General features: G+C 69.3%; 21 protein-coding genes. 14 read left to right on the top strand and 7 right to left on the bottom strand.

Features of this window, described 5'->3' with window-relative positions; translation table 11 throughout:
- Positions 1–175: 175 nt before the first annotated feature.
- The 3 genes from F7R91_RS12065 (at position 176) to hutH (ending at position 3,939) form a co-directional block, all read left to right on the top strand.
- Positions 176–976 carry an enoyl-CoA hydratase/isomerase family protein gene (locus F7R91_RS12065; protein WP_150947465.1) on the top strand — a complete coding sequence of 267 codons (801 nt, stop codon included), beginning with the start codon at positions 176–178 and terminating at the stop codon, positions 974–976.
- A gap of 181 nt (positions 977–1,157) precedes the next feature.
- Entirely contained in the window at positions 1,158–2,306 is a 1,149-nt protein-coding gene (locus tag F7R91_RS12060) for a GGDEF domain-containing protein (RefSeq protein WP_150947463.1), read from the top strand.
- A gap of 94 nt (positions 2,307–2,400) precedes the next feature.
- Positions 2,401–3,939, top strand: coding sequence for a histidine ammonia-lyase (gene hutH, locus F7R91_RS12055; protein WP_150947529.1), 1,539 nt, complete (start codon positions 2,401–2,403; stop codon positions 3,937–3,939).
- A gap of 55 nt (positions 3,940–3,994) precedes the next feature.
- Here the strand turns inward: hutH and F7R91_RS12050 are convergent, their stop codons facing one another.
- Together F7R91_RS12050 and F7R91_RS12045 are read right to left on the bottom strand one after the other, a co-directional pair.
- The gene (locus tag F7R91_RS12050) at positions 3,995–4,771 is read right to left on the bottom strand and encodes a hypothetical protein (RefSeq protein ID WP_150947461.1); all 777 of its coding nucleotides are present in this window, start codon (positions 4,769–4,771) and stop codon (positions 3,995–3,997) included.
- Positions 4,772–4,813: 42 nt separating this feature from the next.
- Positions 4,814–5,128, bottom strand: coding sequence for an LAETG motif-containing sortase-dependent surface protein (locus F7R91_RS12045; RefSeq protein WP_150947459.1), 315 nt, complete (start codon positions 5,126–5,128; stop codon positions 4,814–4,816).
- 109 nt (positions 5,129–5,237) lie between these two features.
- Between F7R91_RS12045 and F7R91_RS12040 the strand changes: the two genes are divergently transcribed.
- The 6 genes from F7R91_RS12040 (at position 5,238) to F7R91_RS12015 (ending at position 13,849) form a co-directional block, all read left to right on the top strand.
- Positions 5,238–5,606 (top strand): hypothetical protein, encoded by a 369-nt coding sequence (locus F7R91_RS12040; RefSeq protein ID WP_225320608.1) that lies wholly within the window; start codon positions 5,238–5,240, stop codon positions 5,604–5,606.
- A gap of 220 nt (positions 5,607–5,826) precedes the next feature.
- Entirely contained in the window at positions 5,827–7,074 is a 1,248-nt protein-coding gene (locus F7R91_RS12035; RefSeq protein ID WP_150947455.1) for a L,D-transpeptidase, read from the top strand.
- 171 nt (positions 7,075–7,245) lie between these two features.
- Positions 7,246–8,712, top strand: coding sequence for an ABC transporter permease (locus tag F7R91_RS12030; protein WP_150947453.1), 1,467 nt, complete (start codon positions 7,246–7,248; stop codon positions 8,710–8,712).
- Positions 8,713–8,827: 115 nt separating this feature from the next.
- Positions 8,828–9,514 carry an ABC transporter ATP-binding protein gene (locus tag F7R91_RS12025; protein ID WP_150947451.1) on the top strand — a complete coding sequence of 229 codons (687 nt, stop codon included), beginning with the start codon at positions 8,828–8,830 and terminating at the stop codon, positions 9,512–9,514.
- Between the two features lie 160 nt (positions 9,515–9,674).
- On the top strand, positions 9,675–12,986 hold the full coding sequence (locus tag F7R91_RS12020; protein WP_150947449.1) for a S8 family peptidase: 3,312 nt from the start codon (positions 9,675–9,677) through the stop codon (positions 12,984–12,986).
- 92 nt (positions 12,987–13,078) lie between these two features.
- The gene (locus F7R91_RS12015) at positions 13,079–13,849 is read left to right on the top strand and encodes a group II truncated hemoglobin (protein WP_150947447.1); all 771 of its coding nucleotides are present in this window, start codon (positions 13,079–13,081) and stop codon (positions 13,847–13,849) included.
- Between the two features lie 61 nt (positions 13,850–13,910).
- Here F7R91_RS12015 and F7R91_RS12010 read toward each other — a convergent pair whose 3' ends face one another.
- Positions 13,911–14,879: a helix-turn-helix domain-containing protein gene (locus F7R91_RS12010; RefSeq protein WP_150947445.1), complete on the bottom strand. Its 969-nt coding sequence runs from the start codon at positions 14,877–14,879 to the stop codon at positions 13,911–13,913.
- A gap of 177 nt (positions 14,880–15,056) precedes the next feature.
- Here F7R91_RS12010 and F7R91_RS12005 point away from each other — a divergent pair, with 177 nt between their 5' ends.
- Together F7R91_RS12005 and F7R91_RS12000 are read left to right on the top strand one after the other, a co-directional pair.
- On the top strand, positions 15,057–16,097 hold the full coding sequence (locus tag F7R91_RS12005) for an NAD(P)-dependent alcohol dehydrogenase (RefSeq protein WP_150947443.1): 1,041 nt from the start codon (positions 15,057–15,059) through the stop codon (positions 16,095–16,097).
- Positions 16,098–16,210: 113 nt separating this feature from the next.
- Positions 16,211–16,594 (top strand): VOC family protein, encoded by a 384-nt coding sequence (locus tag F7R91_RS12000; RefSeq protein WP_150947442.1) that lies wholly within the window; start codon positions 16,211–16,213, stop codon positions 16,592–16,594.
- A gap of 76 nt (positions 16,595–16,670) precedes the next feature.
- On the opposite strand, the gene F7R91_RS11995 is transcribed toward F7R91_RS12000, so the two are convergent.
- The 3 genes from F7R91_RS11995 to F7R91_RS11985 form a co-directional block, all read right to left on the bottom strand.
- Positions 16,671–17,357 (bottom strand): DUF4389 domain-containing protein, encoded by a 687-nt coding sequence (locus F7R91_RS11995; protein ID WP_150947441.1) that lies wholly within the window; start codon positions 17,355–17,357, stop codon positions 16,671–16,673.
- A gap of 105 nt (positions 17,358–17,462) precedes the next feature.
- Positions 17,463–17,876 carry a hypothetical protein gene (locus F7R91_RS11990; RefSeq protein WP_150947440.1) on the bottom strand — a complete coding sequence of 138 codons (414 nt, stop codon included), beginning with the start codon at positions 17,874–17,876 and terminating at the stop codon, positions 17,463–17,465.
- 118 nt (positions 17,877–17,994) lie between these two features.
- Positions 17,995–18,462, bottom strand: a complete 468-nt coding sequence (locus F7R91_RS11985; RefSeq protein WP_150947439.1) for an SRPBCC family protein — start codon at positions 18,460–18,462, stop codon at positions 17,995–17,997.
- 599 nt (positions 18,463–19,061) lie between these two features.
- Here F7R91_RS11985 and F7R91_RS11980 point away from each other — a divergent pair.
- Both F7R91_RS11980 and F7R91_RS11975 read left to right on the top strand, forming a co-directional pair.
- Positions 19,062–20,507 carry a gluconokinase, GntK/IdnK-type gene (locus F7R91_RS11980; RefSeq protein WP_150947438.1) on the top strand — a complete coding sequence of 482 codons (1,446 nt, stop codon included), beginning with the start codon at positions 19,062–19,064 and terminating at the stop codon, positions 20,505–20,507.
- A gap of 160 nt (positions 20,508–20,667) precedes the next feature.
- Positions 20,668–20,925: a hypothetical protein gene (locus tag F7R91_RS11975; RefSeq protein ID WP_150947437.1), complete on the top strand. Its 258-nt coding sequence runs from the start codon at positions 20,668–20,670 to the stop codon at positions 20,923–20,925.
- Between the two features lie 179 nt (positions 20,926–21,104).
- Here the strand turns inward: F7R91_RS11975 and F7R91_RS11970 are convergent, their stop codons facing one another.
- Complete coding sequence (locus F7R91_RS11970; RefSeq protein WP_150947435.1) at positions 21,105–22,034, bottom strand: NAD(P)-dependent oxidoreductase; 930 nt, start codon at positions 22,032–22,034, stop codon at positions 21,105–21,107.
- 128 nt (positions 22,035–22,162) lie between these two features.
- Here F7R91_RS11970 and F7R91_RS11965 point away from each other — a divergent pair, with 128 nt between their 5' ends.
- The gene (locus tag F7R91_RS11965; protein WP_150947433.1) at positions 22,163–23,167 is read left to right on the top strand and encodes a GlxA family transcriptional regulator; all 1,005 of its coding nucleotides are present in this window, start codon (positions 22,163–22,165) and stop codon (positions 23,165–23,167) included.
- Positions 23,168–23,400: the final 233 nt, after the last annotated feature.

The following is a 23,400-nucleotide window of genomic DNA, read 5'->3' as shown; positions in this document are numbered from 1 at the left end:
TCTCGGACGCGGCCGGGCCCGGACGGTGCGGAGTCTCGGACACGGCGGGGCCGGGACGATGCCGGGCCGGGACGATGCAGGGCCCCGACGATCCGGGGGCTCGCCCTTTCCCCGGTGGGGCGCTGCTGCGATGATCGGGGCGAGATGTGTTAACCCGCGTTAACCGGAGGGTGTCATGAGCGAGGAACGGTTCGGGGAGTTCGTGCTGGTGAGGCGGCACGGGCCCGGGCATGTCGCGGAGCTGGCCCTCGACCGGCCCAAGGCCATGAACGCCGTCTCGACCGAGATGGCCCGGTCCGTCGCCGCGGCCTGCACAGCACTGGGCGCGGACCGTGACGTACGGGTGGTCGTGCTGACCTCGACCCACGAGCGGGCCTTCTGCGTCGGGGCCGACCTCAAGGAGCGCAACTCCTTCAGCGACGCCGACCTGGTGCGGCAGCGGCCGGTCGCCCGGGGCGCGTACACCGGGGTGCTGGAGCTGCCCGTGCCGACCATCGCCGCCGTCCACGGGTTCGCGCTCGGGGGCGGGTTCGAGCTGGCGCTGTCCTGCGACCTGATCGTGGCCGACCGTACGGCCGTCGTGGGCCTGCCGGAAGTGTCCGTGGGCGTGATCCCGGGCGGTGGGGGCACCCAGCTGCTGCCGCGGCGGGTGGGGGCCGCGCGGGCCGCCGAGCTGATCTTCACGGCACGACGGGTCGAGGCCGTCGAGGCCCGGGAGCTGGGGCTGGTGGACCAGCTGGTGGACGAGGGCCGGGACCGGGAGGAGGCGCTGGCGCTGGGCTCCCGGATCGCGGCGAACTCCCCCGTCGGCCTGCGGGCGGCGAAGCGGGCGCTGCGGCTGGGGCACGGGCTGGATCTGCGGGCGGGCCTGGAGGTCGAGGACGCGGCATGGCGCTCGGTGGCGTTCTCCGGGGACCGGGCGGAGGGGGTCGCTGCGTTCAACGAGAAGCGGAGGCCCCAGTGGCCGGGGGAGTAGCGGTGCTTGTCAGCCCGTCCGGCGTCTGAGGACGAGGCCCTTCGGGCCGATCGGGGGTCCGGGGGCGCGGCCCCGGGGCCGTGAGCCACGACGCGCCCGCAGGCCGACCGCCCCACCGCCGGAGGTACTCGTTCGGCACGTCAATGCACCCCTTCTCACAAAACCTCCCTAGCCTGGAGAAATGGGTGAGGACGAGCGGCTCGCAGCTGTCGTCGCACTGGCGCAGGGCATGGCCGCAGCCCACAGTTCGCGCGAGGCGTGGCGGGCCGCCGCGACCGGAGCGTGCCGTGCGCTGGGCGGGAACTTCGCCGCTCTGTCGGTGTGGGAGCGGGAACTCGGCCGGCTGCGCGTCCTGGTGAACGTGGGGGAGCGGTCCGCGGGCGAGGTCGAGTTCCCCGACGACGAGGCGTACCCCGTGCACCAGTTCCCGGAGATCGCCGAGTTCCTGCACGAGCGCTGGGCCCAGGGCGGCGAGCCCAACGCCTGGGTCGAGACCGCCGAGGGCCCGGCGGCGGGAGGCTCTGCCGGTTACGTCCATCAGCGCGTCGCCGCCCTGCGCCGCCGGGGCCGCGGCTGCTGCGTCGTCGCGCCGATCGTGCTGAACGGCAGGGCCTGGGGCGAGCTGTATGTCGCCCGCCCGGCCGGCGCTCCCGTCTTCGAGCGGGGCGACGCCGACTTCGCCACCGTCCTGGCCGCCGTCGTCGCGGCCGGGATCGCACAGGCCGAGCGGCTGGAGGAGGTCCGGCGGCTGGCGTACACCGATGCGCTCACCGGTCTGGCCAACCGTCGTGCGGTGGACGGACGGCTGGACGAGGCGGTGGAGCGGCACCGGCGGGACGGCGTGGTCGTCAGCCTCGTGGTGTGCGATCTCAACGGGCTCAAGCGGGTCAACGACACCCGGGGACATGCCGTCGGGGACCGGCTACTGGAGCGGTTCGGGTCCGTGCTGTCGTTGTGCGGGGCCATGCTGCCGGGGGCGCTGGCGGCCCGCCTCGGCGGTGACGAGTTCTGTCTGCTGGCGGTCGGCCCGTCCGCCGACGCGGTGGTCAAGGCGGCCGACGAACTCTGCCGTCGCGCGGCCGAGCTGGAGCTGGGGGAAGGGGTCGCCTGCGGGGTCGCCTCCACCGACGACCCCATTGGGCCGCTGCACTCGGCCCGCCGGCTGTTCCGGCTGGCCGACGCGGCGCAGTACCAGGCGAAGGCGCGGCGGGCGACGAGGCCGGTCGTCGCCGGGCGCGAGGGTCCCGACGACGCGGTCGTACGGATGGCCGACGAGCCCGTCGGCGAGATGGCGACCCCGGAGCGCCGCAGGTTCAGGGGGCGGCCCTGAGGCGCCCAAGGGGGTGTGACCCAGTTGTAAGGGGCGAACCCGGTCCCCACTGGTGACATCTTCGAATTCACTGCGTACGCTCCTGAATATGGATATGCACACTGTGGTGGTGGGGACGTCCGGGGTGACCGCGTCCGACGTTCTTGCCGTGGCGCGCGGCGGCGCCCGGGTCGAGCTCTCCGAGGAGGCGGTCGCTGCCCTCGCCGCGGCCCGCGGGATCGTGGACCAGCTCGCCGCGAAGCCCGACCCCGTCTACGGCGTGAGCACCGGCTTCGGCGCCCTGGCGACCCGGCACATCAGCCAGGAGCTGCGGGCCCAGCTGCAGCGCAACATCGTCCGCTCGCACGCCGCCGGCATGGGCCCGCGCGTCGAGCGGGAAGTCGTACGGGCCCTGATGTTTCTCCGGCTCAAGACCGTCTGCTCCGGCCACACAGGTGTCCGGCCCGAGGTCGCGCAGACCATGGCCGACGTGCTCAACGCCGGGATCACCCCGGTCGTCCACGAGTACGGCTCGCTGGGCTGCTCCGGCGACCTGGCCCCGCTGTCCCACTGCGCCCTCACGCTCATGGGCGAGGGCGACGCCGAGGGCCCGGACGGAGAGGCCCGCCCCGCCGGCGCGCTCCTCGCCGAGCACGGGATCGCCCCCGTCGAACTGCGCGAGAAGGAGGGCCTCGCGCTCCTCAACGGCACCGACGGCATGCTCGGCATGCTGGTGATGGCGCTCGCCGACCTCGACAGGCTCTACACGTCGGCCGACGTCACCGCCGCCCTGTCGCTGGAGGCCCTGCTAGGCACCGACAAGGTTCTCGCCCCCGAGCTGCACGCCATCCGCCCGCACCCGGGGCAGGGCGCCAGCGCCGCCAACATGCTGGCCGTACTGAAGGGTTCGGAGCTCACCGGCCACCACCAGGACGACGCGCCCCGCGTCCAGGACGCCTACTCCGTGCGCTGCGCCCCGCAGGTCGCCGGTGCCGGACGGGACACCCTCGCGCACGCCCGCCTCGTCGCCGAGCGCGAGCTGGCGTCGGCCGTGGACAACCCGGTCGTGCTGCCCGACGGACGGGTCGAGTCCAACGGCAACTTCCACGGCGCCCCGGTGGCCTACGTCCTCGACTTCCTCGCCATCGCCGCCGCCGACCTGGCCTCCATCGCCGAGCGCCGCACCGACCGGCTGCTCGACAAGAACCGCAGCCACGGCCTCCCGCCGTTCCTCGCGGACGACGCCGGAGTCGACTCGGGGCTCATGATCGCCCAGTACACGCAGGCCGCGCTGGTGAGCGAGATGAAGCGGCTCGCCGTACCGGCGTCCGCGGACTCGATCCCGTCCTCCGCGATGCAGGAGGACCATGTCTCCATGGGCTGGTCGGCGGCCCGCAAGCTGCGCACCGCCGTCGACAACCTCACGCGTGTGCTCTCCATCGAGCTGTACGCCGCCACGCGCGGCGTCGAACTGCGCGAGGGGCTGAACCCGGCACCGGCGACTCAGGCGATCATCGAGGCGCTGCGCGCCGCGGGCGTACAGGGCCCCGGCCCGGACCGCTTCCTCGCCCCCGACCTCGCGGCGGCGGACGCGTTCCTGCGCGACGGGGAGTTGGTGGCGGCGGTCGAGAAGGTGACGGGACCGCTCGCCTGACCGCTTGTGTCCGTACGAGGCCGCCGTCGTCCTCCCCCGACGGCGGCCTCTCGGCTCACCTGACCTTGGCGACCTGCGCCTCGATGACGGCCGCCGGGATCTCGGCCGGCTCGCCGGAGGCGAGCGAGGCGAAGTCCACCGTGTAGAACGTGGCGATGGTGTTGCCGCTGCGCACCACTTCGGTGTGGAAGGTGGCCGTGCCCTCGCCGTCCACGTCGATGTCCGAGGAGAACGCCACCGTCTCGTCGCCGCTCCCGGACCCCTTCTCCGCGGCGACCTTGGTGACCTTCGTCTTCTCGCCCTCCGCAGGGAAGCCGTATCCGCCGGAACAGGCTGTCACGCCGTCAGAAACGGCCTTCATCGCCTTCTGCGCGCCGTCGCCCTCGTACGAGGACAGGCCCACGAACGTGAGTCTGACCTTGAGGGCGTCCTCGATGTCGGCCTCGTCGATGTCCGCCGGGGACGTGGCCTTCGAGGTCTTGTCCTCCGTGAGGGAGTTGCTGGCGTTCGCGTCCGTGTCACCCGGAGCGAGACCGGCCGTCGCCCAGGCGAGCGGCGCGCACTGTGCCTTGTCGGTCTTCACCTGGTCCTTGGACTTCGGCATGGTGTCGTCCCCCGAGGCGACCTTGAAGCCCTTGATCTCGCTCTGGGTGAGCAGCAGTTTCTCGAGGTCGGCCGCGGTCAGCGCCTTCGCGGCCGGAGCCGACGAGGAGGCGGATTCCTTGGCGTCGTCGGAGTCCTTGCCGGAGTCCGAGCAGCCCGTGACGAGGGCGAGCGACAGTGCGCTCACAGCAGCCGTGGCGCACAGCCGTGCCCCCGATGATCTCTTCATGGGCGGACTATGAAGTCCCCGTCAAGGAAGCGTCAAGTGGATTCAGAAACCGAGGCGTTCCCGGCGAACCGAATAAACGACGAACCCGGCACCCACAGCCAGCAGCGTGGTCCCGCCGACCACGTACGGCGTCGTGTCGAAGCTTCCCGTGTCGGCCAGCCGGGGCTCGCTCGCGGCCCCGTCCGAGACCGTGGACGCGGCCCGCGCCTGCGTCGTGACCTGCGGCGCGGGGCTCGCCGAGGACTCCGCTCTCGCCGGGCCGTCCTGCGTTGCGTTCGCGGACGGAACGAACCACAGGGCGCCCAGAAGGGTCCCCGCGGCGGTGGCGGTCAGCAACGGACGGCGAGCGGATGACACGGAATATCGAACCCCTTGTGACGCCGGTGAATTGGCCGTGTGGGGCGATGTTAGTGAAAGGCGCGGGTCACGGGAAAGTCACGGGAGCATCGGGCCTTACGCTCCGGGCATGAGCACTCCTGAGACATCACGTTTTGTACGCCTTCGCGTAGAACTCGTTCTCGAGGTCGAGGACCGGGACGCGGTCATCAAGACCGCGTTGCGGCGCATCGTCGCCGACGACGACATGCCCGCCACCGAGCGGACACACGCCGAGAGCGCTGTGACGGAAGACACTGCGGAAGCCCTCGCCTACCTCGTTGATCCGTTCGACCTGGTCAGCGATGTGCCGGGGATCGAACTCGCCCAGGCCTCCTGGAGCAGCGAGCAGATCGAATACGACCCGGACTCGCCGGACTGGGACCTCGACGAGGATGATGTCGACGAGGACGACTACGTCGAGGACGAGGTCGTGGCCGGCGACGGCCGGGCCGGCTGACGCGGCTTGGGAAAATCGTGACCCCGGGCGGCAACCGCCGTCCGGGGTTTCGTCGTCTCAGGGGGCGCACGGACCGCATACGCACCACCCGCCCCGGCGGACGTGGTGTGCCCCACACCTACAGAAAATGTGGAACGGGACCGGCCGGTCGTAGCGTTGAAGTCTTGTTAACGGGGACTCTCTGGGTTCTGGGGATTCGGCAACGATGGAGAAGCGTGTGATGACGAACAGTAAGCGGCGCAGGGGCCTGACGGTCGCGTCCGCGCTGCTCGGCGGTGTGCTGGTGCTCTCGGCCTGTTCCAGCGGCGGTGACGCCGATGGCGGCGACGGCAAGGACACGTCGCAGGCCAAGGTCGACGAGGCGGCAGCCAAGAAGACCTCCGAGGCCCAGATCAAGATCACGCCCAAGGACGGCTCGGACAACGCCTCCATCAACAACTCGGCCGCCGTCACCGTGAGCAAGGGCACGCTCACCGAGGTGACGATGACGACGGCCGAGGGCACGGCCGTCGAGGGCCAGATATCCGCCGACAAGAAGAGCTGGAAGCCCAGCGCCCAGCTGGAGCGCTCCACCACCTACAAGCTGAAGGCGACCGCGAAGGACTCGGCCGGTCGCGCCGCCCACGAGAACGCCTCGTTCACCACGGTCTCCCCGGCCAACAGCTTCATCGGGAACTTCTCGCCCGAGGACGGTTCCACCGTCGGCGTCGGCTACCCCGTGTCGATCAACTTCGACAAGGCGATCACCAACAAGGCCGCGGTCCAGAAGGGCATCACCGTCACCTCCAGCGGCGGCCAGGAGGTCGTCTGCCACTGGTTCAACGCCAACCGCATGGACTGCCGGCCCGAGGAGTACTGGCAGGAGAACTCCACCGTCACGCTGAAGCTCGCGCTCGACGGTGTCGAGGGCGCCTCCGGTGTCTTCGGCGTTCAGCAGAAGACGGTCACTTTCAAGATCGGCCGCAACCAGGTCTCCTACGTCGACGCGCAGTCCAAGCAGATGAAGGTCACGCGCAACGGCAAGACCATCAAGACCATCCCGATCTCGGCCGGTTCGCCCGACAACAAGACCTACGAGGGTCAGATGGTGATGTCGGAGAAGTTCAAGGAGACGCGCATGAACGGCGCGACCGTGGGCTTCACCGACGACGACGGCAAGGGCGAGTACGACATCAAGGACGTGCCGCACGCCATCCGTCTGACGAACTCCGGCACCTTCGTGCACGGCAACTACTGGGGCGCCAAGTCCATCTTCGGCAGCGTGAACACCAGCCACGGCTGTGTGGGTCTGTCGGACACGAAGGGCGCCAACGACAAGGGCACGGCCGGCTACTGGTTCTACACCAACTCGATCCTCGGTGACGTCGTGGTCGTGCAGAACACCGGCGACAAGACGGTGGCCCCGGACAACGGCCTCAACGGCTGGAACATGGACTGGGCGCAGTGGAAGGCCGGTTCGGCCGTCTGACGGTCCGGCGATCCGACGATTCACAGCTCTCCGGTGCCGCCCCCAGGGGCGGCACCGGTGTTTCCGGGGCCGCCCACTGCCTTGTTTCCGGCCGGTGCCCCCCACTGCCTTCTCATCCTTCTCTTACGGCGGCCTTATCCAGTCATCACGCGCCGTTCCTACGGTGCGGTCATGTTCTTCACCTACCTGAGGCGCGAGCTGCGCCGCCGCAGAAAGGCGGCCCTCGTCGTCGCCTCCGGCCTCGCGCTCGGCATCGCGCTGGTCATCGTGGTCAACTCCGTGTCGTCCGGCATGGGCAAGGCCCAGGAGAAGGTCCTCCAGTCCCTCTACGGACTGGGCACCGACATGACGGTCACCAAGGCGGCCGAGCCGCAGGCGAGCGGCTCCGACCGCCCGCGCTTCCAGTTCGACGCCCGGGACAGCGGCTCCGACGAGGAGCAGAGCAGCGACGTCGTCATGGTGCAGGGCTTCGAGACCCTGGCCGGCTCGACCGTGACCAAGGTCGGGGCGCAGAGCGGTGTCTCGGACGCGGCCGGCGGCCTCAGCCTCCAGGTCATCAAGGTCGACGGCCAGTTCACCCGGGGCCAGGTCCAGCAGAACGGCAACGGCGGCGACCAGCAGGGTGCGGGCCCCGGCCCGAGCGGCGGCACCAGCAGTGAGCCGCAGGGCGAAGTGCGGGGCGGCGGTGCCGACTTCGACGTCAACAGCTACTCGGTCTTCGGCACCGATGTCACCAAGCCCGCCCTCGGCCCCCTGACCTCCTCGAAGATCACCAGCGGTCGTACGTTCACGTCGACGGAGACCGACGCCAAGGTGGCCGTCGTCGACTCGGCGTACGCCAAGGAGAAGAAGCTCAAGGTCGGCTCCACCGTCACCATCAAGAGCGTCAAGTTCAAGGTCATCGGCGTCGCGACAGCCGACAGCGGTGACTCGGCCGCCAACCTCTACATCCCGCTCGAACAGGCGCAGACGATCGGCGACGCGAAGAACAAGGTCACCACGATCTACGTCAAGGCGACCGGCTCGCAGCGGATCGACGCCGTCAAGTCGGCGATCCAGAAGAACATCCCGGGTACGACGGTCACCACGTCCGCCGACCTCGCGGACACCGTCTCCGGCTCCCTGTCCACGGCCTCCTCGCTCGCCACCACCGTCGGCAAGTGGCTGTCCATCGCGGTGCTCGTGGCCGCCTTCCTGGTCGCCGGTCTGCTCACCTCCTCGGCGGTCTCCCGCCGGGTGCGCGAGTTCGGCACGCTCAAGGCACTTGGCTGGAGGTCGGGCCGGGTCACCCGGCAGGTCGTCGGCGAGGCGATGGTCAACGGTCTGCTGGGCGGTGCGCTGGGCATCGCCCTCGGCCTCGCGGGCGCGTACGCCGTGACGGCCGTCAGCCCCACGTTGCAGGCCCAGTTGGGCGGTGGCGCGGGCGGCGGCACGGGAGGCGGTCCCGGCGGCTTCGGCGGCGGACCGGGCCGGGCGGCCGCCAAGACCCTGGACGTCGCCCTCACGGCCCCGGTGAGCGTGACGACGGTGGCGATCGCGGTGGGCCTCGCGGTCACGGGCGGCCTGATCGCGGGCGCGTTCGGCGGATGGCGGGCGTCGCGGCTGCGGCCGGCGGACGCGCTGCGCCGCGTGGAGTAGCGGACCGCCCTCGACCCGCGCGAGCCGACCCACCCCAGGTGCGCGCGGAACTGCGCGACCAGCCCCCACGAACCCGCAGCCGAAAAGCGACGAACCCCTCCCAGGAGCCACCCACATGTACGAACTCAGAAATGTCACGAAGCGCTACACCCGAGGCAAGGAAACCGTCCACGCCCTCGAAGGCGTCGACCTCACCATCGCCGACGGGGACCGTCTGGTCATCCAGGGTCCCACCGGCGGCGGCAAGTCCACCCTCCTCCAGATGCTCGGCGGCCTCGACCGCCCCACCGAGGGCGAAGTCGTCCTCGACGGCACCGACCTGGCCAGGCTGCCCGAGGCCAGACTCACCAAGATCCGCAGCGAGAACATCGGTTTCGTCTTCCAGAGCTTCAACCTGATCCCCACCCTCACCGCACAGGAGAACGTCGAGACCGCCCTCGTACCCCTGGGCGCAAAGGGGAAGGAACGGCGCGAACTCGCCGCCGACGCACTGGAGTCGGTCGGTCTGGGGGAGCGGCTCGGGCATCTGCCGGGCGAGATGTCCGGCGGCCAGCAGCAGCGCGTCGCCATCGCCCGGGCGCTGGTGAAGCAGCCGAAGGTGCTGCTCGCCGACGAACCCACCGGAAACCTCGACGAGTCGATGCGGGACGAGATCATGGACGTACTCGAACGCATGTGGAAGGAGCTCGGGCTCACTTTCATCATGGTCACCCACGACTCGTCGATCGCGAAGAAGGCCCCGCGTCTCGCGACGATCCGCAAGGGGCGGATCTCGGTGGAGGAGAACACGACAAACTCGTAACAGAAAGCCCTCTCTGTTGCTTGCCTGTTGAGCCAAGTGATCACCCCCCGGCATACTGCGTCCTCCGGGGGGTGCACGCGCATGCGTGCGAGACCTCCCCCGGCCGGGTGAACGGGGAATTCACCCGGTACTTCCGCAAGGGGGAGTTTTGCGTAGACAAGTGAAAAAGGCATGCGCGGCCACGATCGCCACGGCGGCCGCCGTGGCGTTGGCGGCGGGCATGACCAGCCCGGCATCCGCGAAGGCCGCACAGGCGACCGGCACTTCGAAGGCCCAGCTCACGTCGAAGCACCGCCTCACCCTGATCACCGGTGACCGCGTCGTCGTCGACGCCAAGGGCCGGGTCGTGGGCGTGGAACCCGCCAAGGGCCGCGGCCACATACCCGTCCAGCTCCGCAAGGCCGACGGCCACACCTATCTGATACCGGCCGACGTCGCCCGCCTGGTCGCGAACGGCAAGCTCGACCAGCGCCTGTTCGACGTCACCGAGCTCAACAAGGCCACCACCCGCAAGTCCCAGAAGTCCGGCCTGAAGGTCATCGTCGGCTACAAGGGCGCCGCCGGGGCCGCCAAGGCCGACGTCCGTGACGCGGGCAAGCTCCGTACCAGCCTCAAGTCCCTGAACGCGGACGCGATCCAGACCAAGGTCGAGGACGCGCCCGAGCTGTGGGACGCGGTCACCGACGGCGACAGAACCGCCTCCGGTATCGCGCACGTCTGGCTCGACGGCGTCCGCAAGGCCAGCCTCGACAAGTCCGTGCCGCAGATCGGCGCCCCCACCGCGTGGGCGGCCGGCTACGACGGCAAGGGCGTCAAGATCGCCGTCCTGGACACCGGTGTCGACGCGACGCACCCGGACCTCAAGGACCAGGTGATCGCGTCCAAGAACTTCTCCACCTCCGCCGACGCGACCGACAAGTTCGGCCACGGCACGCACGTCGCCTCCATCGCGGCCGGTACGGGCGCCAAGTCGGCCGGCAAGTTCAAGGGCGTCGCGCCGGGCGCGAAGCTGCTCAACGGCAAGGTGCTCAGCGACGACGGCTACGGCGACGACTCGCAGATCCTCGCGGGCATGGAGTGGGCGGCCGAGCAGGGCGCCGACGTCGTCAACCTGAGCCTGGGCGGCGGCGACACCCCGGAGATCGACCCGCTGGAAGCCGAGGTCAACAAGCTCTCCGAGACCAAGGGCATCCTGTTCGCCATCGCCGCCGGCAACGAGGGCGAGTTCGGCGCGCAGACCGTCGGCTCCCCGGGCAGCGCTGCCTCCGCGCTCACCGTCGGCGCGGTCGACGACCAGGACAAACTGGCCTCCTTCTCCAGCCGCGGCCCCGGCATGGACGGGCAGATCAAGCCCGACGTGACCGCGCCGGGTGTGGACATCACCGCGGCCGCGGCCCCGGGCAGCATCATCGAGCAGGAGGTCGGGCAGAAGCCCGAGGGCTACCTCACCATCTCCGGTACGTCGATGGCGACCCCGCATGTCGCGGGCGCGGCGGCGATCCTCAAGCAGCAGCACCCGGACTGGACGTACGCCGAGCTCAAGGGCACGCTGACCGGCTCGACCAAGGGCGGCACGTACACGCCGTTCGAGCAGGGTTCGGGCCGCATCCAGGTCGACAAGGCCATCAAGCAGTCCGTGATCGCCGACCCCTCGTCGGTGGGCTTCGGCATCCAGCAGTGGCCGCACACCGACGACACGCCGGTCACCAAGCAGCTGACGTACCGCAACCTCGGTACGAAGGACGTCACGCTCAAGCTCACGTCGACCGCGACCAACCCGAAGGGTCAGGCCGCTCCGGTCGGCTTCTTCAAGCTCGGCGCCACCACGGTGACGGTCCCGGCGGGCGGCAAGGCCTCCGTCGACCTGACCGTCAACACCAAGCTGGGCGGCACCGTCGACGGCGCGTACTCCGCGTACGTGACCGCGACGGGCGGCGGCCAGAGCGTGCGCACGGCGGCCGCGGTGCAGCGCGAGGTCGAGTCGTACGACGTCACGCTGAAGTTCATCGACCGTGACGGCAACCCGGCCAAGAACTACAACACCAGCCTGGTGGGCCTCTCCGGCCTCGCCAAGGAGAAGTTCTACTCGCCGTACGACGCCGACGGCACCGTGACCGCCCGCGTTCCGCGCGGCGGTTACGTCCTGGACTCCGCGTTCTTCGTGGACCCGGAGGACTTCACCAAGGGCGCCGACTGGCTCGCCCGGCCGAAGCTGAGCGTCACCAAGAACCTCACGCTCACGCTGGACGCCCGCACCGCGAAGCCGGTCGACATCACCGTTCCCGACACGGACGCCAAGTCGGAGTTCGCCACGGCGGAATACGCGGTCAGCACGCCCGGCGCCAGCTTCGGCTTCGGCTGGTGGCTCGACTCGTACACCAACTTCCGCAGCGCCCACCTGGGCCCGAAGGTCACCGACGGTTCGCTGACCCAGCAGTGGGACAGCCACTGGACCAAGGGTGCCGACGAGCAGTACGACACCACCGCCGGCGGCACGGTCACCGAGCTCGCCACCGGCTACACCAAGCACTACAAGGCGAGCGAGCTGGCCACGGTGAAGGCCAAGCTGGGCTCCGGGGCGAGCGGCAAGAAGGGCTACCTCTCGGCGGTGGGCTGGCTGCCCGCCAGCAACAGCGCCTCCTCCATCGGCATCCCGCAGACCCTGCCCGGCACCCGCACCCTGCACCTGTCCACCTCGGACGGCGTGAAGTGGCAGCTGGACTTCGAGCAGAGCGGCGGCGTCGACGCGGACGGCTTCCCCATCACCGAGGCGTACTACACGCTCGGCGAGCCGCACACCTTCAAGGCGGGCCAGTCCTACACGAAGCGGGTCAACACGGCCGTCTTCGGACCGCACCTCACCAAGGACTTCGGCCTCTTCCGTGACGGCAACAAGATCTCCGGTGTCCTGCCGCTGTTCGCCGACGGCAAGGGCAACCCGGGCTCCTCGCTGTTCACCTCGGTCAACACGACCCTCTACCGCAACGGCACCAAGGTCGGCTCCCACGACGACCCGCTGTTCGGCGAGAAGGAGTTCAAGGTCCCGTCCGGCGACGCCGAGTACAAGCTGACGACGTCGGTCAAGCGCAGCGTCAAGATCGCGGCGGCCTCCACCCGCGTGGACGCGAGCTGGACGTTCCGCTCCAAGAAGACCACCGACCTCACCAAGCTGCCCGCGTCCTCGGCTCGCTTCGCGGCGACCACGGGCCTGGACAACAAGGTCACGGCCGGCGAGAAGGTCAAGATCCCGGTGATCGTCGAGGGTGCGGCCAAGGGTGCCAACCTGAAGTCGCTGTCGGTGTACGTGTCCTACGACTACGGCCAGACCTGGAAGAAGGTCGACGTCAAGGACGGCAAGATCACCGTGAAGAACCCGGAGAAGGGCAAGGCCATCTCCTTCCACGCGAAGATCGCCGACAAGAAGGGCAACAAGTCGACGATCTCGATCTACAACGCGTACTACGGCAAGTAGACCCTCGTCTGCTGACCGGGTTCGCTGAGCGCTGAGCGAAAGGCCCGCCGGAGGTGCAGCCTCCGGCGGGCCCTTCGTGTTTGTGTGGGCGTATGACTGCAGAGACCGTCGAATACGTCCGGTACCGCATCCCCGAGCAGCAGTCGGCGGAGTTCCTCGCCGCCTACACCCGTGCCGCGGCCCAGCTCGCGGCCGCGCCGCAGTGCGTCGACTACGAGCTGACCCGATGCGAGGAGGACTTCGAGCACTTCATCCTGCGCATCACCTGGACGTCGACCGAGGCCCACCTGGAGGGCTTTCGCAAGTCCGAGCTGTTTCCCGGCTTCCTCGCCGAGATCCGCCCCTACATCAGCGACATCCAGGAGATGCGCCACTACAAACCGACGACGGTCCGCGGCACGGGCTCCGCCGTCCCCACCCTCTACTCCTGGGCGGGCGGAGCCGAGGCGTTCTCCCGCCTGACCTCCCTCTTCTACGACAAGGTCCTGAAGGACGACCTCCTGGCGCCCGTGTTCGACGGCCTGGCCCCCGAACACGCCTCGCACGTCGCGCTCTGGCTCGGCGAGGTCTTCGGCGGCCCGGCCGCCTACTCGGAGAACCTGGGCGGCCACGGCCACATGGTCGCCAAGCACTTCGGCAAGAACATCACGGAGCCCCAGCGCCGCCGCTGGGTCAACCTCATCCAGGACGCGGCGGACGAGGCGGGCCTGCCCACCGACGCCGAGTTCCGCTCGGCGTTCCTCGCCTATGTGGAGTGGGGCACCCGACTGGCGCTGTACTTCTCGGGCCCGGACGCTCAGCCCCCGGCGGAACAGCCGGTACCGAAGTGGAACTGGGGGGCGGCGCCGCCGTACCAGCAGTGACGTGGCCTTGATGTGCCGGTCACGGCAATGTCGGCCCGTCCGGCGTTCGAGGCGAGGCCGTTCAGGCCGATCGGGGGTCCGGGGGCGGAGCACCCAGCGACCCGCCCGCACCCGACCGTGTCGCCCCCGAGCGCGTCGCATCCGCACCCCAGCTCGCCAGCAGGCGCAGCGCCTCCGCCGAGGCGGACCCTGGTTCGGCGTGGTACGTGATCAGGTTCTGGTTCGGATCATCCGCCAGCCGGAACGACTCGAACGACAGCGTCAGATCACCGACGAGCGGATGACGCAGCCGCTTGACCCCGTGGCCCTTCTCCTTGACGTCATGCGTGGCCCACAGCCGCCGGAACTCCTCGCTCTTCAAGGACAGCTCACCCACCAGTGCGGCCAGCTGCGGGTCGTCCGGATGGCAGCCGGCGTCCATCCGCAGATAGGCCACGATGTCGGCCGCCTTCTGGTCCCACTCCACGAACAGCTCGCGGTACTCGGGCTTCAGGAACACCATCCGCGCCCAGTTCCGCTCCTGCGCCGGCAGCCCGGCCCAGTCCCCGAAGACGGCCGCGGCCATCCGGTTCCACGCGAGGACGTCCGAACGCCGGCCCGCGATGTAGGCCGGAACACCGTCCAGCGTGTCCAGCAGCTGCCGCAGCGGCCCCCGCACCTGCTGCGTACGCCCCACCGGCTTCTTCTTGTGCTGCTTCGGCTTCGCCAGATGCATGAGATGCGCATGCTCGGCCTGGCTCAGCCGCAGAGCGCCCGCGATCGCGTCGAGGACCTCCGCGGACACGTTCTGCCCGTTGCCCTGCTCCAGCCGCGTGTAGTACGCCACCGACACCCCGGCGAGCTGCGCCAGCTCCTCGCGGCGCAGCCCCGGCACCCGGCGATGGCGCCCGAACCGCGGCAGCCCGACGTCCTCCGGCTTCAGCCGGGCGCGCCGGGTGCGCAGGAACTCGCTCAGCTCGGCGCGCCGGTCCAGGGCCCCACCGACGCCGGCCTGCCTGGGCTCCTGTGCGGGATCGGGCGGTGCGTCCATGCCCTCCAGTATTCACGGTCGTACGCAGACCAACCTGACCCCGCCAGTGGTAGGCACAGCGAACGTAGGCAGAGCCGTGGCCTGGGTGAATCCTTGCCCCTTCGCCAGGCTGGACGTCGTGCCCGGACGGACAGCAGACGACAGCCGGGCGCGGAATCCCGCTAGGAGAACCCCGGCATGACCACTGTTGCTGCGTACGCCGCACCCGCCGCCAAGGCTCCGCTGGAGCGCACCACCATCGAGCGCCGGCCGGTCGGTGAGTTCGACGTCCTGATCGACATCAAGTTCGCCGGCATCTGCCACTCCGACATCCACCAGGCACGGGAAGGCTGGGGCGAGGCGATCTTCCCCATGGTCCCCGGCCACGAGATCGCGGGCATCGTCTCCGAGGTCGGCCCCGGTGTCACCGGGTTCGCCGTCGGCGACCGCGTGGGCGTCGGCTGCCTGGTCGACTCCTGCCGCGCGTGCGAGAACTGCAAGGCCGGCCTGGAGCAGTACTGCACCGGCGGCGCCGTCGGCACGTACAACGCCCTCGACAAGAACGGCGAGCCTACCTACGGCGGCTACGCCGAGAAGATCGTCGTCGACGAGAACTTCGTCGTCCGCATCCCCGAGGGGCTGAAGCTGGACGAGGCCGCGCCGCTGCTGTGCGCCGGCATCACCACGTACTCCCCGCTGAAGCACTGGAACGCCGGCCCCGGCAAGAAGGTCGCCGTCGTCGGCATGGGCGGCCTCGGCCACATGGGTGTGAAGATCGCACACGCGCTGGGCGCGGAGGTCACGGTGCTCTCGCAGTCCCTGCGCAAGAAGGAGGACGGCCTGAAGCTGGGCGCGGACCACTACTACGCGACCAGCGACCCGAAGACCTTCGAGGAACTGCGCGGCACCTTCGACCTGATCCTTTCGACGGTCTCGGCGCCGCTGAACCTGGACACCTTCCTGTCCCTGCTGAAGACGGACGGCGCCTTCGTGAACGTCGGCGCGCCCGAGGAGCCGGTCCGCCTCAACCTGTTCTCGGTGATCGGCGGCCGCAAGACCCTCGCCGGCTCCGGCATCGGCGGCATCAGGGAGACCCAGGAGATGCTGGACTTCTGCGCCGAGCACGGCTTCGGCGCGGAGATCGAGCTGATCGGGGCGTCCGAGATCAACGAGGCGTACGAGCGGGTGCTGGCCAGTGATGTGCGGTACCGGTTCGTGATCGACGCCGCGACGATCTGACGCCCCCGGACGTCCCGGCCCCGGACGCCCCGGCCCCGGCCGCTTTGGGCCCTGATGAGGCAAGGCTTGCCTCATCAGGGCCCGGAGTATGTTGAGTACGGGAGGTCCATACGATGACCGTTCAGCTGAACCACACCATCGTCGCCGCGCACGACAAGGAGGCGTCGGCCCGCTTCCTCGCCGAGATCCTGGGGCTGGACGTGAGCCCCCAGTACGGCCCGTTCATCCCGGTCGAGATCCCCAACGGCGTGACCCTGGACTTCATGGAGACGTCCGGGACCATCACCCCCCAGCACTACGCGTTCCTCGTGTCGGAGGAGGACTTCGACACGATATTCGCCCGCATCGAGGAGGCGGGCCTGACCTACTGGGCGGACCCGTTCCACAGCCGTCCCGGAGCGATCAACCGCAACGACGGCGGCAGGGGCGCGTACTTCGACGACCCGAACGGCCACAGGCTGGAGATCCTGACCAGGCCGTACGGCAGCGGAGGCTGATCCCTCCCACGTGGCAGGAGTTCCCGGCGGAGAAGGTCCGGGAGCCGCGACAGGGCGTGGGCGGGCCCAGGCGGGCCTAGGGGGTCTTGGTGAGCGGGGATGCGGGCGGGACGGCAGGGTCGGTCCCGCCCATGTCCAGGCGGAACGGCGGGTACTGATCGGTCATCAGCGCGGCGTAGGCAGCCACCCGCGCCACCCAGCGGGCCAGACCGAGCAGGAAGTCGAAAAGGTGAACCGGGTACCGGGCGGTGAACAGCAGAATGACCACGGCGACCAGAGAGAGGAAGGCGATCAGACCCCCGCCGCCACGCCAGCCGTCGTCGTCCGCCCAGCCCCAGCCACCGGCGAACACCCCGACCACGATGTACTGCGGGATCGCCAGCAGCCACCACTTCACCAGGACCAGACCGCGCGAGAGACGCTCCGGATAGGCGACGTCGAAATGCGCCGGGTAGTCCGGCACGTCCGCGAGCGTGAACGGCGGGTACTGGTCCGTGCCGAGCGCGGTGTGGGCGTAATAGGTGACCCGCCAGTTCCAGCGCATCACGCCGACATTGAAGTCGAACAGGGTCCGTGGGTACTGGCCGGTGAACAGGATGGCGAAGAACGCGACGACGGTCACGAAGAAGAACGCGATCCACAGGAAGAACAGCACGATGTAGTGCGGGATGGCCAGGAGCCACTTCACCAGCCACAGCCATCTGGACAGCCGAGGGTCGAGAGACGCCTCGATACGCACAGGTGACACGCTGACAGGCATCATGCGGCTCAACTCCCAAACGGTTTCCCGATCATGAATCGAGACTCGCACCGGAAGGGGAGGGGCGCGACCGGGACTGGTCCATACGGGGCACGCGCCGTCGCTTTTCTACGGCGCATAGTAGGCGGCGTACTGAGCGGACTGTGCTTCGGTGGAGAAGTCCTCGAAGTCGCCGACGGCTTCGCACTGGAGCAGGCGTTGCAGGGCCGCATCCGCTTCGGGCAGACGCTTGCCCAAGAGGTACGACTTGGTCCTCGCCAGTCCGCTGCCGCACAGCAACTGGATGTCGATCGAGCAGTCGGCGTCCATGCCGGCGGACTTGGCCTGCCAGATGAGCAGTACGTCGTCGAGCGAGCCGGCGTTGAACAACTGCACGCAGCACAGCTTCATCAACTCCGTGTCGCCGTTGCCCTGAGCTTCTTGTTCCAGCCGGACGTGGTCGCTGAGCAAGCTTCGTACTTCGTCGAGGCTCGAGCCGTCGGGGCGCAGTCCGTAGCGGTGCAGACTCTCGTCTTCGTCCATCTCCACATCTTCTACTGGGAAGCGCTCCTCCGAACCGGAGGGTCCCGGCGGCGGGTTCCGCCACCTTGCCGTGTACGTCAGCCCAACCCGGGCCACGAGTCGGTTTCCGGGTGGCAGTTCAGCCGCGGCGCGCCTCGATCGCCGCGGCAACCTCGTCGAGGTCCCTGGCGATGGCCTTGCTCACGACCCGTGACCCAACGCCGCCCATCACCTTGGCGAGCAGGCCGGTGATCCCACCACCGTGTGCCGTGGCAGTGAACGTCATGCGGACCGTCGTCGCCGACGGGCCTTCCGCCTGCAACTGCCACTCCGAGACGTAATGGGTGCCATGCGACTCGGCCTCCACGACGTACCGCGCGGGTGGTTCGCTGGCGGTCACCCACATCTCCTCGGTGGTGTCCTTGCCGAACATGCGCCGGGTCTCCCGCCACCGCGTGCCGACGCCGAAGTCCCCGTCCGTGAGGACTTCGACGTTCGAGACGCTGCTGAGGACGTGTTCCATGCCCCCGGGGTCGGTCAGGGCCTCCCAGACAAGCCCCTGACCTGCGGCGATACGGCGCTCGACGACGACGCTTCTGCTGGTCATGCCACCCATGAAAGCACCAGGGTCCGACGGCTGCCCGATGACTGAGCGATGGCCGTCTGCGCCTCAGAGCAGGAGCGGAAGGCCTACGAGTGCCGCGGCGCTCGCGCCGAGTGCGGCCAGGAGCGACCCGGGCCAGTTGCCCGACTGGGCGTAGGTCAGCAGCCCGGCCAACAGTCCGGCCACTACCGAGGCTAAGAGAATGAGAGCCCAGCGCAAGGACAGCCGCTCCGGCGGGGGCGTGGGCGTGGGCGAGGTCGGTTCGGACATACGGCTCTCCTGCAACTGCGTCAGGACGGGATGAGGCAGCCCTGAGTCGGCTGCCGCGCACCGACACCGGCCTGGTGACGTCAGCTGCGACTCACCCTGGCCGTGCCCGGTGCCACCGAAACATCTCGAATGAGTGACCACCATAGCCATATGAGTTAGATCAGAGAAGGCTTCTGATATGTCATCACTCGCCGTGAAGGGGCATGAGAGCAGGCACCGGGCAGACACACGACAGATGTGCGCTCCGGCGTGCGCCCGGCGAGCCGTCTGTGCTTCTGATTGCGGTGGGCGGACTGCTGACTAGAGCGGCACTGTGACATAGCATCCCTGCCATGACTGGTCCCGAATTGGACCCTCCCGTGGATTCCGAGGACGTTTTACGGGGCTCGACCGCCAAGGTGGTGGAGCGACTGGGCTGCCAGATCGTGGAAGGCGGCAAGCCCCGCGACCAGCACCTGACCGTGGAAGCCGTCATGCACGAATGCGGGGTCACCCGGCCCATGGCCCGCGAGGCACTGCAGACGCTGCATCAGAAGGGCCTGATCAATCTGCAGCCGCGGATCGGAGCCACGGTTCAGGCACTGGAACGGTGGGATCTGCTGGACCCCGACGTCATCGCGTGGCGTCTGGAGGTGGCCCCCGACAGCCAGATGCGGTCACTCACGGAGCTGCGGGAGGTGATCGAGCCCCGGGCGGCCAGGCTGGCAGCCCTGAGCAGATCCGCGGAGATCTGCCACGACCTCACCAGCCAGGCCCGCACCTTGCTCGCCCTCAGCGAGGACGAGGACTTTGCGGAGCCGAAGGACGGAGCCGCTGTCCGGCAGCGCTTCCGGGACGTCGATGCAGCCTTCCATCGCACCCTGCTCGCCGGCTCGCGCAACGAGCTGTTCCTGCGTCTTTCCCACCCGGTCGTCATGGCGTTGAATCACCGGATCGACCGGGACTGGGCGGGCGGTCACCAGGAGGAGATGGTCTCGCCGGCGCGCGCTGTTGTCGGCGCCGACACCGTACAGAGTTATCCCACGCGGCCGCAGCCGATCGCCATGTGGCTGCACATGGGGCTGGCTTACGCCGTCGACCAGGGCCTGGCGGCGGCCGCGGAGGCTTTCGCGGAGGCCATCCTCGCGGAGATCCGCGGCGGGAGACTGCAGGATCCCGTCGTGCTCGACCATCTTCGGGCGGGTCTGGACCAGTTCAATACCAACGGCCTGCCGGCCGCTCATCGAGCCGGCTTCCAGGACGCCCTGGCCTCGTTGATCCGTGCCCGGCGCGCCCCCGTCGTCGTCATGGGGGCAAGTGGATGCGGCAAGACCACTGTGGGCCCGTACTTGGCGGAGTCGCTCAGGGTGCCGTTCGAGGAGGGCGACCGCTTCCATCCCCCGCGCAACCTGGAGTCGTTGCGGAACGGCACCCGTCTCGACGACAGCAGCTGCAGCCCATGGCTTGCCGCCATCGCGGGCCGTATGCGTGCGGCGGGCTCGGAGGAAGGGCTGGTGATCACGTGCTCCGCGCTCAGACGTATCCATCGCGAGATGCTGCGAGTTGCCCGCCCCGACGCGTTCTTCGTGCACCTGGACCTCGACCAGGACCTGGCCACCGCCCGCGTGGCCGGCAGAGAGTCGCACGTCATGCCCGCGTCCCTGGTGTCCTCACAGTTCGAGGACCTGGAGCCATTGCAGGAGGACGAGGCCGGCATGACGGTCGACGCGACCTTGCCCGTCGAACGCATCGTCGCCGAGGTCCAGACCGAGCTGGCCCGGCGCACGCGAGGGTGTTGAGAGGGTCCTGGCCCTCGACGGGGCTGGCGAAAGCAACCCTTCCTGGGCGTGCGGTGGTCTTACCGGGCGTCGGGCGTCGGGCGTCGGGCGTCGGGCGCCGGGCACGGAGGACCGGCCTCTGACGACTCGCACTGACATCCCCACGGGAAGGGCGCACTCCATGGTGCTGAATCCTGACTTCTGCCTGGACGTTCCGGAGGGTTTCGACGATTCGGACGCCGAGACCGGGGTGCATCCCATGGCCAGGAAGCTGTTCCCCGCCACAACTGCCGCGGATGCCTTCAGGAAAGCCCATGAGTGGGTGCGGGAACAGAACATCCGCCTGACGGACGTGTCATGGGATTTCTTCCACGAGGAGGACCAGCCCTACTGCCTGAGCATCTATTTCACGTTCGAGCTGGGTCCCGAGGACACCTGAGCGGCCGGGGCCCGCCAAGCGGGTCGGCCTGCCGCGGCACCGTGCAGATTGCCCGTGCCACGCGGGGTGCGGATTCCACGCACCCGCACCCGCACCTGGCGCCTGACCCCGTCCCGGCCAGCCTGTGCTGCCATGTGCCCCTTGCGTGCTTGGACGTGCAGACGCCGGGTTCATTGTTCTTACACTGCGTCGTCACGTCGGGGCCTGGTCGGGGAGAGTCCGGCAGGCGTGCCCTGCATCGGGATCCTCAGCACCTCGATCAGACTGGCGTAACTGTCGGAGCCGTGGCCTGCGGCCTTCGCCCGCTGCATCGCGGTCCTCAGCAGTTCGGGCAGGGCGTTGTCGACGCCTCGGAGTGCCGCGGCGTGGATGAGGTGGTCGATGGCAGCGATCTGCACATCGACGGTTGCGTCGTCTCCCGGGTAGCGACCGGCGTCCACTTGGACCGCGTAGGTGGTCAGGAACCCGGCCACCGCCGTCAGCCAGCGGACTGCGACGGGGGTGAACTCCGTGGCCGGTGTCTGCTCCGCGCCGACCAGCGCGGCACCGTGCAGCCAGCCGGTCATGGTCGACCACATCAAGCCGAGGAGCGCCGCGTCGTACAGGGAGGCCAGGCCGGGGTCGGAGCCCAGGTACAGGGGATCGCCCAGGGCCGCCAGGGTCGGACGGTGGGTTTCGAACGCGGCGGGCGAGCCGCTGTAGAGGAACATCATCTCGGGGCTCCCCACGCCGGGCGGGGTGGTCATGATCGCGCCGTCGACGTAGTCGATGCCGTGGGACCGGGCCCAGGTGACCGCCTCTTGGGCCTGCTCCGGCGAGCCGGAAGTGAGGTTGACCAGGGCCTTCCCCGTGAGAGCGTCGGCGACCGGGTCGAGGACGGAGTGCAGGGCGTCGTAGTCCAGCACGCAGGTGATGATGAGCGGGCTCGCCGAAATCGCCTCCTCGGGGGTCGCGGCCAGTCGGGCACCACGGTCGGCCAGCGGCTGCGCTTTGGACACCGAGCGGTTCCACACGGTGAGCGGATGGCCACTGTCCAGCAGGGTCGCCGCGAGCGCCGAGCCCATCGAGCCCAGCCCCATGACGGTAATGGCCTGTCGGTCGCCATTCATGTCACAACTCCTTTTAGATCGGTACGTGTTGGTCGATCACGTACTGATCACGCTCGCAGCGCCCGGCGAACGAGGACAGTGACACCCGTGACGGCTGCCACCAATTTCCTGCCATACCATTCGGGAGCATGGGTGCCGGATCTGTCGCCGTCGTCGTGACCGAGGAGTTGGCCGTCCCCTCGTGGGATCTCTACGAGTTGAGCATTCCGTGCACCGTCTTCGGCACGCCGCAGCCCGACCTGGCAGACGTCTGGTACGAGTTGCGTTTGTGCAGCGCCGAAGACCGTGCGCAGGACGGCGCGGTGTCGGGAACGGGCCTCTCACTGCGGACGAGCTACGGGCTCGACGACCTCGCCGACGCCGACACCGTGATCGTGCCCTCAGTACCCGACTCATGCGTGGACGAGGGCACACCGCTGCCGCCGGACCTGATCACCGCCCTGCGCGGCGCTTACGACGCGGGTGCCCGCATGGTCTCCCTGTGCACCGGCGCCTTCGCGCTCGCCGAGGCCGGGCTGCTCGACGGACGCCGTGCCACGGCCCATTGGATGCACACCGCGCAACTGGCCGAGCGTTACCCGAAGATCCACGTCGACGACTCCGTGCTGTACGTGGACGACGGCGACGTACTCACCAGCGCCGGGCTCACCGCCGGTCTCGACCTGTGCCTGCATCTGGTGCGGCGCGACCTCGGTGCGCACGTCGCCAACCAGCTGGCGCGCCGGATGGTCGTTCCCGCGCACCGTCCCGGCGGCCAGGCACAGTTCATCGACCTGTCGGTACCGGAGACCGACGACCAGGGACTCGCGCCGGTACTGGAATGGGCCCGCGCCCACCTGGACCAGCCGTTGACGGTCGACGAGCTGGCACGGAGAGCGGCGATGAGTCCGCGGACGTTCTACCGACGCCTTAGGGCCGCCACGGGGACGACTCCCCTTCGGTGGCTCCTCGAGCAGCGGCTGGGACGGGCGCGGATGCTGCTGGAGTCCACGGACCTCCCGGTCGAGAAGGTCGGGGAGCTGAGCGGCCTCGGCACGGCGAACAACCTTCGGCACCACTTCCTCAAGCAGGTCGGGGTGTCGCCGAGCGACTACCGGCGGATGTTCCCCTGTTCGACTGCGGCAGTTCGGTGACGTTGCCCGGCCTGCGCCGTGGGCACCGCCGGCAGCAGAAGGGGGGCGTCATGCAGCGTGCAACGTGCGTTGGACGGTTTCCCGACCGTGACCGACGCCTCCGCATCGCCTCGTCGTCGATTCGGATGGCCGGCCCTTCAGGCTGCGGCGCCGCAACGAGTACGGAAAGGTGCCGGATGCGGCATCGGCGAGGAAGAGCGACGATGGACTTCTGGGCCGCGGCGATCACCATC

It is taken from the genome of Streptomyces luteolifulvus (assembly GCF_008806595.1).
Taxonomy (GTDB): Bacteria; Actinomycetota; Actinomycetes; order Streptomycetales; family Streptomycetaceae; genus Streptomyces; species Streptomyces luteolifulvus.
This window is presented reverse-complemented; position numbering and strand designations above follow the sequence as displayed.